This window comes from Pedobacter sp. N23S346 (genome assembly GCF_048515415.1).
Taxonomy (GTDB): domain Bacteria; phylum Bacteroidota; class Bacteroidia; order Sphingobacteriales; family Sphingobacteriaceae; genus Pedobacter.
Genome location: NZ_JBLYEE010000014.1, coordinates 108,398 through 121,963 on the forward strand (window position 1 = coordinate 108,398; position 13,566 = coordinate 121,963).

The 13,566-nt window shown below is 37.7% G+C and carries 7 protein-coding genes; 5 read left to right on the plus strand and 2 right to left on the minus strand.

Features of this window, described 5'->3' with window-relative positions:
• The first annotated feature begins 18 nt into the window (after positions 1-18).
• A complete protein-coding gene (locus tag ACN1CD_RS20490; RefSeq protein WP_419132275.1) occupies positions 19-1,545 on the plus strand; it encodes a lipopolysaccharide biosynthesis protein in 1,527 nt (508 codons plus the stop codon).
• The gene (locus ACN1CD_RS20495) at positions 1,542-2,273 is read left to right on the plus strand and encodes a glycosyltransferase family 32 protein (RefSeq protein WP_419132276.1); all 732 of its coding nucleotides are present in this window, start codon (positions 1,542-1,544) and stop codon (positions 2,271-2,273) included. The genes ACN1CD_RS20490 and ACN1CD_RS20495 overlap by 4 nt, the downstream gene beginning before the upstream one ends.
• Positions 2,274-3,547: 1,274 nt before the next feature.
• Here the strand turns inward: ACN1CD_RS20495 and ACN1CD_RS20500 are convergent.
• The gene (locus tag ACN1CD_RS20500) at positions 3,548-5,407 is read right to left on the minus strand and encodes a response regulator (protein ID WP_419132277.1); all 1,860 of its coding nucleotides are present in this window, start codon (positions 5,405-5,407) and stop codon (positions 3,548-3,550) included.
• Between the two features lie 626 nt (positions 5,408-6,033).
• Between ACN1CD_RS20500 and ACN1CD_RS20505 the strand changes: the two genes are divergently transcribed.
• From ACN1CD_RS20505 to ACN1CD_RS20515, 3 genes are all read left to right on the plus strand, one after another.
• On the plus strand, positions 6,034-6,438 hold the full coding sequence (locus ACN1CD_RS20505; protein ID WP_419132278.1) for a response regulator transcription factor: 405 nt from the start codon (positions 6,034-6,036) through the stop codon (positions 6,436-6,438).
• Positions 6,438-7,637, plus strand: coding sequence for a sugar transferase (locus ACN1CD_RS20510; RefSeq protein ID WP_419132279.1), 1,200 nt, complete (start codon positions 6,438-6,440; stop codon positions 7,635-7,637). The genes ACN1CD_RS20505 and ACN1CD_RS20510 overlap by 1 nt, the downstream gene beginning before the upstream one ends.
• A gap of 269 nt (positions 7,638-7,906) precedes the next feature.
• Entirely contained in the window at positions 7,907-12,253 is a 4,347-nt protein-coding gene (locus ACN1CD_RS20515; protein WP_419132280.1) for a PAS domain S-box protein, read from the plus strand.
• Between the two features lie 742 nt (positions 12,254-12,995).
• Here the strand turns inward: ACN1CD_RS20515 and ACN1CD_RS20520 are convergent.
• On the minus strand, positions 12,996-13,472 hold the full coding sequence (locus tag ACN1CD_RS20520) for a DinB family protein (RefSeq protein WP_419132281.1): 477 nt from the start codon (positions 13,470-13,472) through the stop codon (positions 12,996-12,998).
• Positions 13,473-13,566 lie beyond the last annotated feature (94 nt).

Consider the following 13,566-nt stretch of genomic DNA (forward strand, 5'->3'; position numbering starts at 1 on the left):
TTTAGTCAGGCTGTTTATATGGATAGAAGACGTTTTGTAATTAACCTGGTTTCCAATCTTTTTAGTGCCCTTTCTGGCATAGGGATTTCCTTCTTTTTAACCCCATACATTGTAGAGCATTTGGGTAAAGAAGCTTATGGCTTTTTTCCATTAACCAATAACTTCATCATGTACGCAGGCATTATAACCACTGCCTTAAACTCAATGTCGAGTCGGTACATTACCATTAGTTTAGAAAAAAAAGAAATTAAAGAAGTAAATACCTATTTCAATTCGATACTATTCGGAAACCTGCTGATTTCTTTCTTTTTCATTCTGGTGAGCGCATTATTCTGCTATTTCATCAGTAACATTCTCGATATCCCCAGCCACCTGTTTGCAGATGTAAGATTACTCTTCATCTTCATGTTTATCAGCCTAATCATTAATGTCTCCTCGGCAGTTTTTTCCGTAACGGCATTTGCCCTGAATAGATTTGACAAGTTAGCCTACATCAATATTGCTTCTAACATCATAAAACTGGGCACTATCATACTGCTGTTTTATTTCTTCACCCCTAAAATTTACTTTCTCGGTTTAGTTACAGCCGTCCTGTCACTTTACACCCTCATTGCAAACTACAGGCTTACCAAAAAACTATTGCCCGAAATCGCTATCGATTGGGCTTTTTTTTCTAAAAGCACACTATCCGTAGTTGTTGGTGCCGGAATCTGGAATTCCATCATGGCCCTCTCGAATGTAATTAACACCCAATTAGATTTATTGATCGCCAATCATTTTTTTGGAGCCTCTGGTATGGGTTTTTTGTCCCTTACCAAATTCATCCCTAATGCAATCTATATCCTTCTCGGGATCATTGTGCCCATATTTTTACCAGAAATGTTTAAGGCTTATGCCCGAAACGATATGGAGAAATTAAAACATACTTTAGATCAATCATTTAAAGCAATATTCCTGGTGGTTTTAGTCCCCTTAGCCGTCTTCTTTGTTTATGGTGAAGATTTTTTCCATCTGTGGTTGCCAACTCAAGATGCCAAAGGACTGCACCTACTTTCTATTATTACATTGGTGCCCTTTATCGTTCATGGAACGGTTGAAACCGTATATCACGTTTTTGTAATCACCAATAAATTAAAAATGGCCTCCGTATGGGGAATTTTTATCTCTATTTTGAATTACGTTTTAGTGATTATACTTTGCTTGTATAGTAACCTGGGTGTATATGCCATACCAGTGGCAGCCTTAATTAGTGGTGTATTTAGCCACCTGACATTTACGCCATTATATGCAGCGTATTGCCTGGAAGAAAAACGATGGTACTTTTTCGTCAAAATGATTAAAGGTCTTGCCGGATTTATGCTACTCTTATTAATTGCCTATGGCTGGAAGAGACTCAATCTGTTTACCATAGATTCCTGGATTACCTTTTTAACCAATAGTTTTATGATCGGTTTGATACTTTTAATAATTTCCTTATTCATGAAGTTTGAACGTACAGAGTTATATGAAGGTTATAAGAGGATAAAAAGTAAAGCGATAAGATGATACCAAAAATTATACACTACTGCTGGTTTGGAAGAGGAGAAATGCCTGATCTGGTATTAAAGTGCCTGGCCTCCTGGAATCGTTATCTGCCAGAATACGAAATTAAAGTTTGGAATGAAGAAAACTTCGATGTTAACCAATATCAATATTCCAGGGAAGCATACCATGAACGTAAGTTTGCATTCGTTTCTGATGTTTGCCGATTATATGCACTTAAAACGATAGGCGGTATTTATCTGGATACTGACGTAGAGTTTCTGAAACCATTAGATAATGCGATGCTTGCCAATGTCGCTTTTACAGGATTCGAAGATAATTTTTTACTCTCTTCGGCTATTATGGGAAGCGTCAGCGAGAGCGAATGGATTAATGAATTATTATCTTATTATCAAAACAGAAGCTTTTACCTGGCGAATGGAAAGTTAGATCTTAATCCAAATACGGAGAGCATAACCGCATTCATGAAAGCAAAAAAATCCCTCAAAACGGATAATACTTTACAAGTCTTACCAAACTATTGTACCATTTATCCAAGTGATTATTTCAGTCCGAAAAGTTGGAAAACGCTAAAAATAAATATCACTGAAAATACGTATAGCATCCACCATTTCGCAGCCTCCTGGCTACAGCATTCCACTTATAGCCCGATAGGCAAATTGGCCAACTTATTATTAGGTAAAAGAGTTTCTGATTTTTTAGCTAAACACTACCGGAATCTTCGGAGTTAAGGATTACGAAAAACTTTATCAATCAACTTACGAAATTTCAAAAGCCTGTGCGCTGAAGAATTTCGTAAGTTTTGACGATAGTATCTCATAAAACTTTCGAAGTATTTCCCACAACAAAGGCTACTTCTAGGCATGGTTTTCTCTGCATCTTGCTGACTAACTTTAATAAAGCATAAGCCTCACCGAAGAGCGCCGTCAATCCCAAGGGCCAGGGAAATCAAAAAAACAGTTGTACAATAGTATAAATGGCACTAACAAACCTTAAACGCAGTGGTTTTGTGTTCATGAATGCTGATTCAATTTCTAAAAAGAATTTGAACACAAAACGAAGTGCCCGCTGTTTTTTTGATGTGTGTGGGGTTTTGTGAAAGGCCCCTAGCTGGATTGACAAAGCGCTTTGGGTACTTTGGCGCTCCAAAGTACCATGCCCCCGCGGCATAGAGCGGGAAAAGAATCTTTACAAATCTATGGTGTCAACATGGTAATCCGTTGAAGGAGTGCCTGAAAGGCGGGGTTGGTCACCATAAAGCATTGATTTACCTTATTATCTTTATTAGAAGAGATTTATCTAGTCCTAGCCGGACGGCCTCTCTTCTTTGGGCAACCAAAGAAGCAAAGTTGCCGGCTCGCAATTTTTCTATCTAAGTCAGTAGGTAGGCTCGGTCAGTGCCATCCCGAAAAATTGACCATGCCGGTCCAAAAGCAGAACGAAGAAACAGTGGTTTGGCCTTGCTAATTAGTTATAGCAATCGCCATTCCCCCTGAAAGACTATCAAGTAAAAACATTTTCCAGGAATGGTTTTTTATGCATTTTGCTAACTAACTTTAATAAAGCATAAGCTTTACCGAAGATCGCCGTCAATCCAAAGGGCCAGGGAAATCAAAAAAACAGTTGTACAATAGTACATAACAGCACTAACAAACCTTAAACGCAGTAGTTTTGTGTTCATAATTTCAGGTTCGAAGCTTATAAGAATATGAACACAAAACGAAGTGCCCGCTGTTTTTTTGATGTGTGTGGGATATGCGAAAGGCCCATAGCTGGATTGACAAAGCGCTTTGGATACTTTGGCGCTCCAAAATGCGCAGCATTCTTGAACACCGCTAAAAACAATATTAACTGTGAAAAATTACCATGCCTCCGCGGCAAAGAGCGGGCAAAAAATCTTTATAAATTAATAGCATCAACAAGATAGCCCTTCGAAAAAGGGTGGTCGCAGACCGGGGTGTAAAGAGCAGTAAATAATAATCGAAGGTTAGGAAGTTAATTTAATCTATTGGTTTCTTTCTTCAATTTCTAACTGAAGCTCCTTCATTACCTGGTTAAGCACACGATTAACTTCATCAATCATAGGAATCAGCTCAGCTCTACTTCCTTCCTCACTTACCGCCTCAATACTCCTGATGGTACGTTGAATCGATTTAATTTCCAGATGATCTATAGTTGATTTTAATTTATGTGCCAATTTCGAAACCTGAAGAAGATCATTTTCCTGGAAACAAGCATTAAGATTAGTTAATGCATCGGGCACCTGCCCACAGAACAACTCGATCATTTTAGTTACGAAATCTTCTCGCCCCTTACTAATCAATCTAAGGCCTTCTAAACTATATAAAGGCTGATTCAATTCAGGTTCTGGAACAGGTTTCTTATTCATCCAACTATTAATCACATCGATAAGAAGCTCCTCATCAATAGGCTTGGTAAGGTAGTCATCCATACCCGCAGCAATACACCTTTCCCTTTCTCCCGCAACCACAGAAGCAGTAAGGGCGATGATCGTGCCGGAGTATCCCTTCTGTCTTAACATTCTGGTCGTTTCGTATCCGTCAAGTATAGGCATTTGAATATCCATCAGGATAATATCGTACGCATCTTCCTTAACCATTTCCAGCGCCATATCCCCATCCTCAGCATTTAGCACCTGCGAACCATAGCTCAGCAAAATTGTACTGGCCACCAATCTGTTCGTTTCATTATCATCAACAATAAGAATTTTTCTCCCTGTAAATAACTCCTCATTGTAAGTCGTTTTTACCGCTTTTGGGAGGTCGGTATTAGATCCTTTTTTAAGTTTAATTACAAAAGAAATCGCTGAACCAACTCCTTTTTCACTTTCCACCTTGAAATGCCCATCCATTTGACTAACTAATTTCTGTGAAATGCTCATCCCCAACCCGATCCCGCCATATTCACGCGATATAGATTCATGTTCCTGGCTGAAATTCTCAAAAAGACGGTTTACAAATTCTGGATCCATTCCAATTCCTGTATCCCTGACTAAAATTTGAATTTCCTGGCTGTCTTCGTCATCTTGTAAAACAACAGCGGTTAATAATACAGATCCTTTGTCTGTAAATTTAATGGCGTTGCTTAATAAATTCAATATCACTTGATTGATTCTATGAGGATCACCCATCAATACTGGTGAAATATGAATGTCCTTTGGAAGAATATAGTCGATCTCTAAGCCCTTTTTTTCAGCTTTGTGCATCATCAACTGCATTACCTCAGAAAGAATAATAGTAAGATTGAAACCAATGTATTCCAGATCTAATTTTCCAGCACCAATTTTGGAGATATCCAGAATATCGTCAATAATTACCAATAAATTTTTCGAGGCCGTTTGTATGGTCTGAGTGAAATAATCCTGTTCATTAGTAAGCGTGGTTCTGGAAAGTTGATTGGCCATACTAATAATTGCATTCATTGGCGTTCTAATCTCATGGCTCATATTTACCAAAAACAGCTCCTTGATGTCTGGAGTATTTTCCGTATCTATTTTTGCGCTGATCAGCTCTTGTGTTTGCAGTTGGCTGTTCTTTAGCAAAACCTTTTCTCCGGCAAATAAAAATGATTTTTGGAAACCAATCTCCTCCCACTTTCCAATAACCGATCCATCTACAACTTTTAGATTAATGTCTGTGCTTATTCCAAAAGTTTGTGGATCAAGACTATCTTTTCGATCGAAATGCTCAAAATGAGCATAAAAATTTTCTCCAATGCAATCTCCACAAATATTTTTCAATACCTCACCCATTTGTGTGATATTCATATTGGTATCCAACAATATAAAGCAAGGAAAAAGCCTGTTTAACTGGGCAATACCGAAAGACAAAAAATTGGTTTCCATTAATTTGATGGTTATAATATACCTAAATGTATAAAAATACCCATAAAATCAGAATTAAATGTCCATAATAAAATAATGTCGCCTCAGTATTACGATATTATTCGCGATTAAGCAATTCTAAAGGCTAACAGAGATTTAAATTCAGGTTAATAACCATTTTATTCATTCCTTACTTCTCATTTTTTCATCTTGATCTGCTAAACCAGCCTCGTACTAGATTTGAGTATTAACATCTGTTAATTAATGACCTTCAAAATTTATTGTTTTATGTCTCCATAAAAATACCAATTAAAAATATTTTGTATAAAAAATATCCTACACATACCACTTTAAGCTTTGTAATTGCTAAGCAGGTTTGCCGATAGGTCATCATAATGAAAACATTCAAAATATGTTACTCCTTAAGGGAATAACGCAGAGATTGACGATTAATTTTTTCTTATTATTGTACGTAACCAGTAAACATTTGATAGGATTTCCCGGATTTGAAATGTATTTATATATATTACTCATTTAGGTGATCCAGGTAATTAAGATCAGTTTTGTGTAACGTAGCATTAATCACTATTTTTTACTAAACTTTTTGGTGTTTACCTAGAAAAAATCTCTATAACACGTCTTTCCAAATGAGTAAAAATAATAATCCCAAAATACACATTCTCCTTGTAGAAGATGATGAGTTCATGCAAGCCGTACTTGACGAAATTCTTAACGTAAATTATCGCATAGATATAAGACCCGATGGCTTAAGTGCATTGGCTTTCCTACAGGGTGGCAACATTCCAGACCTGATTATTTCAGATCTGAACACGCCAAATATGAATGGACTTGAATTAATAGAGCAACTCAAAGTAAGTGATTTTTTTAGTTCTCTTCCAATCATGATCTTATCTGGAGAAGAAAGTTCCGATAAACGGATTAAGTGTCTTGATGCAGGTGCCGATGATTTTGTTGTTAAACCTTTTAACCCGGCAGAATTAGAGGCAAGAATAAAGATGGTATTAAGACGGGCCGGAAAAAGTACAAGCTAATGGAAAATCCTGGTAGCATAAAAGCTGATCTTCAAATCATAGCACTTGTAGGCTTTGATCAAGATTTCTTGCATTCTTTTCTGGATCATTATGACTTTGAGGGCAGACAGCTGGTTCATTTTGATAACGGAATGATATTGGTGCAAGAATGGGAAGCTAAAAAACTGGCAATAGCAGCCATTATTTGCCATAGCGAAATATTATCCAATGGTGGCCTTTCCTTAATAGAGACCCTTAAAAACAAGAAGATGCCCCCGGTACCTTTTTTTTTAATTTTAAGGCAGCTCAATTCCAATTTAAGAAAATTAGCACTCACAGCAGGCATTTCTGATGTGTTCAGGCTTCCTTTACAACAAAACCGTTTAGAAAAACGTGTGCTTTTCTTTATCCGGAATTGGACTTCACTAATTAAAGAATTACCGGTTCACACCAGATCAATCTATCATACCGGCTTGGCTAAACGTATATTCGATGTATGCTTTGCAGGCCTGGCGCTAATCATCCTATTTCCATTACTCATTTTGGTGGCGCTTTCAATCCGGCTGGAATCTAAAGGACCCGTATTTTATTACTCTTTACGAACAGGAACAGGATTTAAGATCTTCAAATTTTATAAATTCAGATCAATGTATATCAACGCTGATCAGAAAGTAAAAGACCTCATGCACCTTAATCAATATAATATCGATCAGAAAAAGGAGCAGCTTAGTCAGGTAGATGCGGTGCTTTGCGAAGCTTGTATGCAAACGGGGAAATGCCAATACCCTATTTATGCAGATGGAGCAAAGTGGTGTGAAAAAGACGATGTTTATATCAATTCGATGAAAAATGGATCTGCTTTTTTTAAAATCACTAACGACCCCAGGATCACTAAAGTTGGTAATTTCATTAGAAATACAAGCATTGATGAATTGCCACAACTCTGGAATGTGATTATAGGCGATATGAGCATTGTGGGCAACCGGCCATTACCCATCTACGAAGCAGAAAAACTTACCACTGATAAATCTGTACTCAGGTTTGCTGCACCAGCAGGATTAACAGGCTTATGGCAAGTGGAGAAACGAGGTAAAGGAAAAATGAGTGAAGAAGAACGCTTGATGCTGGATAATACCTATGCAAAAAATCAAAGTTTTATAAACGACATTAAGCTGATATTAAGAACAATACCTGCTATTTTCCAAAAAGAAAGTGTATAATCATGGGAAATAAGAAAGAGAAACATCATTATTTTTTAGATTTTCCTGGTTCAGGAAGAATTTATGCCCGAACTTCTTACTAAGCCTTTACCTATTCAACATCAAAACAAGTTGCCGAACTCCTTTCTCCCAATAGCTCACATAAGTAATAAAAGAGATTAGAGACCATATTAAAAATTTGCAAGCTGCTTTTTGGGCTGCTTGCAGGTACAGAAAACGGCTTAAATTAGCCGGTTTATAGTGCTTGCCACTATGCAAAACAAATTGAAATGCAAGAAAATGAATCAGCCCGCCTGCGTGCACTTTATAGTTACGAAATCATAGACTCTGATAGGGAGCGCGATTTTGACAGGCTTACGGAAATTGCTTCCTTAATCGCCGGTTGCGAAATCTCACTAATTTCTTTTGTCGATAAAGATAGGGTTTGGTATAAATCGGCTAAAGGGCTTGCTGTAGAGGAGGTGCCCAGAGGATTTACCATGTGTGAACGTACCTTATTATCGAATGAGCCGTTCATTGTAGAAGATGCCCTTAAAGATAAGCATTGGTGTACACACCCAATGGTGCAAGAAGGAATTAAGGTGCGGTTCTACACCGGTTTTCCGCTTATCGATCCAAACGGATTTACGCTAGGCTCATTTTGTGTGGTCAGTTCAGAACCAAAACAATTATCTACATCACAACACAAACAGCTTTCACTTCTTGCAGAAGAAGCCATCTCGGTTATTGTAGATCGAAAAAAAAAGCAAGAATACAAAAACTTCAGTCGCCTGATTAATGACTCCGAAGACCTGATCTGTATTTTGGGTCAGGATTGGACTTTTAAGATGGCCAACCCATGCTTTAATAAACAATTAGGCTGGAGTGAGGAAGAGCTACAGCTTAAAACCATTTTTGATATCATTAAGGTAGAAGATCAGGATCAGGCAAAGGCATTTTGGCTTAATATTAAAAACGGGCAGTCAGATGGGTATAACCCGCAGCAGATAGCAATAAAAGCAGGTGGCTACAGGATGATTGAATGGACTGCTACCAATGAAAAAACAGATAAGAATATATTTGCCATTGGAAGAGATGTTACGGCAGAGCTTGAGAAAAACCAGGCATTAAAAGTTAACGAACAAAAATTAACGGCGTTTTTCGAAAGTTCGCAAGGATTAATGTGTACACATGATATTCGTGGTAAATTAATCTCACTTAATCCGGCCGGAGCAAGAACATTAGGATTCTCCAAAACGGAACTATCTAATAAAACTTTTTTCGACATCATTCCGGTAGAACGGCATGACAATTTACGGCAATACCTCAAAGAGATATCAGAAAATGGTTTTTCGAAGGGTTACATGGTTGTTAAACGTAAATCTGGTGAGGAGCGTTTGTGGTTATATTCGAATATATTACAGCAAGATCTTAGTGGCGAGCCTTATATTATTGGCAACGCAGTAGATATTACCGATCAAAAGAAATTAGAAAAAGATCTCATTCACACGAAGAATTTGTTAGAAGAAACCAGTACCCTGTCTAAAATAGGTGGCTGGGAACTTAACCTGATTGATGAGCAAGTTTACTGGTCTAGCATCACTCGCGAAATCCATGGTGTACCAGATGGGTATATCCCCAACAAAGAAAATGCAATTCAGTTTTATAAAAGTGGAGAAAGCAGGGATAAAATTATAGAAGTGGTACAGGAATGCCTGCGTACGGGTAAAGATTGGGATCTGGAACTTCAAATCATCGATTTTAATGGTAAGGAAATCTGGGTGCGGACTAAAGGTAATGCGCAATTCGTAAAAAAAGTACCAACCCGTCTCTATGGTACCTTTCAAAATATTGATGAACAGAAACGTACACAGATGGAAGTCATCGCATCTAAAAAACTATTGGATGATGTGCTTTCTGCAGCTACCGGAGTGAGCATAATCGCTACAGATTTAGAAGGAACCATTACGGTATTTAACCAGGGCTCAGAACAATTACTAGGCTACACTGCCGAAGAAATAATCGGAAAGCAAACACCAGTCATCTTTCACGATCAAAGAGAAGTAGATGAACTTTGTACCGATTTCAGTTCTTCGCTAGGTGCTGAAGTTTTTGGTTTTGGTTTATATAAACAATGTGCAGATCATCCTCAAAAAGAAAGAACATTTACTTTTATTACCAAATCAGGGAAACGGTTAAGGGTATCATTATCAATCACTTCAATTAAAGATAGCCAGGGTAAGATAATTGGCTATTTGGGTATTTCGATGGATATTACGCAGAAAGAAACCATAGAAAATGAACTTGCTACAGAAAAAGCATTACTCATTGCCTTCATCGAAAATGCACCGGCATCTGTAGCCATGATTGATGAAAATATGCATTTCCTCATCGCGAGCAAAACTTGGTTAAAAAATTATACACCACAGATTAAAGGAGATATCAAAGGATTATCTTATTACGAAGTCTTCCCTAATTTATCCGAAGACCGCAAAGCTGTGCATCAAAAGGTACTCAGTGGAAAGGTTGTCAAAAAAGAAGAAGATGTATATGTTGATATAAGAACCAATACTCCACTTCATATTGCCTGGGAAATGAGGCCCTGGTATAAGGCAGACAAATCAATAGGTGGCATGATGATCTTTACACACAATATCTCTGCGAGCGTTCAGCATCGGGAAGAGTTGACCGTAGCGAGATTACGAGCCGACCTCGCCAACTCGGCAAAGTCTGAATTTCTTGCAAATATGAGCCACGAGATCAGAACACCATTAAATGGAGTAATAGGCTTCACCGATCTGGTATTAAAAACCCAACTAAATCATACGCAACAGCAATACCTAAAAATTGTCAATCAATCGGCCAATACGCTCTTAAGCATTATAAACGATATTTTAGACTTTTCAAAAATTGAGGCTGGTAAATTTGAGCTCGACATAGAAAGGTGTGATCTTTACGAGATTGCCGGGCAAGCCAGTGACATTACTAACTACCAGATCCAGACTAAAAAACTAGAAATGCTGTTAAATGTACAGCCAAATCTTCCAAGATTTATATGGGCTGATGCCCTTCGCCTTAAACAGGTATTAATTAACCTATTAGGAAACGCAGCAAAATTTACAGCCAAGGGAGAAATTGAACTTAAAATACAAGCCCTTAGCGAAAGTGAAAACCATCACGTCCTTCGGTTCAGCGTTCGCGATACCGGTATCGGAATTGCCAAAGGCACACAAGCCAAAATTTTTAATGCTTTTTCTCAAGAAGATTCCTCAACCACAAAAAAATATGGTGGTACAGGGTTAGGATTAACCATTTCTAATAAATTATTAAAGATGATGGATAGCCATCTCCACCTGGAAAGTGCGCAGGGCGAAGGCAGTATTTTCTACTTTGACATAAATCTGCAATCTGAACAAGGAGATCCAATCGAATGGATAGGCCTGGAAAGCGTCAAAAATGTGCTGATTGTAGACGATAACGATAATAACAGAAATATTTTAACGGATATGCTGCTGTTGAAAAATATCCAGTCAGATCATGCACGAAATGGCTTCGAAGCCCTGCAGTTTTTAGCAGAAGGTAGAAACTACGATGCTATTTTGATGGATTACCATATGCAGTATATGGACGGGATAGAAACTGCAACAAAAATCAGAGATAATTTTTCTGATGGGGAAGAAAAACTCCCTATAATTCTACTCCATAGCTCATCAGATGATGGTACCATAATTAAAGCCTGCAATGAACTCGAAATTGAAAACCGGTTACTCAAGCCGATTAAAATGGATAAGCTTTACCATGCTTTGGCCAGATTAAAAACAAAAGAACCAACTTCTCGTAACCTCGAAATTTCAGCACCATCCATCCCGTACCAAAACCATGATTATAAATTTTTGATTGTTGAAGACAATGAGGTAAATAGATTCTTAACCCGTTCATACATAGAAAAACTCTATCCGCAAAGTATAATCATGGAAGCTGAGAATGGCGTAATCGGAATTGAACAATTCAAAAAAATGCCATTCAGCCTCGTTTTTATGGATATACAAATGCCGGAGATAAATGGTTACGAATGCTCCAGAACCATCAGATCAATAGAAAAAGATAAAAGAACCCCAATTATTGCCTTAACTGCTGCCAATGTAAAGGGAGAAAGAGAAAAAAGCATTGCAGCAGGTATGGATGATTTTATCACTAAACCCATTTTAGAAGAAAACATCGAGGCCATATTAGACAAATGGCTAGTACAGCCAGACGAGCTCGAATCTGGTAAAAAAGAAAACGAAGCCGATAAAGATCTGGTTCATTTTAATATTAAAAAACTAGAGTCCTACTTTGGTAAAGACTCTGTAAAATTGAAAAAAATAATAGGGATTACCATTAATCAGCTTAATCAGGCCCACCTTCAATTAGATAAAAACATACAACCCGAAGACTCCCAAATGGTGCTATCACTATCACACAAATTGTATGGCATGTCTACCTCCGCAGGATTGATCAATTTAGCAGAAGTAAGTAGAGAATTGCAGAAGGTTGATGTTGCTGACCATTTTTCCCTGAAAAAAGGAGCTGAAGAACTTTTACAAGAGATCAAATTACTGATTCCAATAGTATTGAAATATGCGGAAGAAAAATAAACAATTAAGAGGCTTCATGGGTTGAAGTCGCTTAATTGTTTTTGATGAAAAAATAAATACTTGCACACTGAGTTCAATTATTATTTACTGCTCTTTACACCCCGGTCTGCGGCTACCCCTCTGAAAAACTATTGTATAGACACATTTTCCAGGCATAGTTTTCTATGCATTTTGCTAACCAACTTTAATAAAGAACAGGCCATACCGAAGAGCGCCGTCAATCCCAAGGGCCAGGGAAATCAAAAAAAACAGTTGTACAACAGTACAAATAGTACTAACAAACCTTAAATGCAGTGGTTTTGTGTTAATAACAACGAATTTAATTTTTTAAAAGAATTTTGAACGCAAAACGCAGTGCCGCTTTTTTTGATGTGTGTAGGGTCGTGCAAAAGGCACCTAGCTGGATTGACGAAGCGCTTTGGGTACTTTGGCGCTCCAAAATGCACAGCATTCTTGAACAACGCTAAAAACAATATTAACTGTGAAAAATTACCATGCCCCCGCGGCAAAGAGCGGACAAAAAAATCTTTATATCAGAGCATGTTTCCGCAAAAACATTCAGGTGCAGAGAAACTAGGCCACTAACCTAACACGGTCGTCATTGCGAAATCGTTCTTAAAAAAGATTGCTTTGTAAATCCGCAATAACGGTCAACGAGAATAAAAAAAATGCTATCTAATTTTAAACTTACGAAGTTTTTCTTTTTCAAAGGCCCGCTAAACTTCGTAAGTTATTTAACGTTTTAACTTTTCCAAATTCCCAATAATCTTCTGATCACCACAATCTCTGCAATGTGATAAGCATTATGATCTGCTATTTGGAAGGCCTCCCGCAATACCGTTTGTCCATTTCCATGGGGGATTGCTGAATAAATATCAGAAGAATCCAACAAATTGATAAAGCTTTCTAAATCCTGATCAATCGCTGCTAAGGTATCTGTCCACTCCTGTTCATTCGAAGGCGCAGTTTCCTTTGGCCAATAGTCATCCGGCCATTTTGGCGATTGATGGGAACCATCTTTGCTAAATTCGAGCATATCCCATTGTGCGATCTTGATATGGCTCGCCAATTGCCAAATGCTATAGGGTAAACCATGAGGTTTTTCTCCAAGGGCAGAGAAGGGCAGTTCTTTAACAGCATCTTTGAATCCTACATGAGCACCGCCGCCATTTAGTAGCTTTTTGAGTTCACCTATTAATATCTCTGTTTGCTTTTCCATTCCTCTTAAATTTGTTTTTTTAAACAACAAACCTCAACCCCGAAGGTTTGTCAAAAAAAAGACCTCCATTTTGAAAACAAATTATTTCTTCTAT

Bases quoted from the DNA above. Each gene is read 5' to 3' on its own strand.
- ACN1CD_RS20505 (WP_419132278.1), top strand. From the start codon at position 6,034: ATGAGTAAAAATAATAATCCCAAAATACACATTCTCCTTGTAGAAGAT.
- ACN1CD_RS20500 (WP_419132277.1), bottom strand. From the start codon at position 5,407: ATGGAAACCAATTTTTTGTCTTTCGGTATTGCCCAGTTAAACAGGCTT.
- ACN1CD_RS20520 (WP_419132281.1), bottom strand. From the start codon at position 13,472: ATGGAAAAGCAAACAGAGATATTAATAGGTGAACTCAAAAAGCTACTA.
- ACN1CD_RS20495 (WP_419132276.1), top strand. From the start codon at position 1,542: ATGATACCAAAAATTATACACTACTGCTGGTTTGGAAGAGGAGAAATG.
- ACN1CD_RS20510 (WP_419132279.1), top strand. From the start codon at position 6,438: ATGGAAAATCCTGGTAGCATAAAAGCTGATCTTCAAATCATAGCACTT.
- ACN1CD_RS20515 (WP_419132280.1), top strand. From the start codon at position 7,907: ATGCAAGAAAATGAATCAGCCCGCCTGCGTGCACTTTATAGTTACGAA.
- ACN1CD_RS20490 (WP_419132275.1), top strand. From the start codon at position 19: ATGGATAGAAGACGTTTTGTAATTAACCTGGTTTCCAATCTTTTTAGT.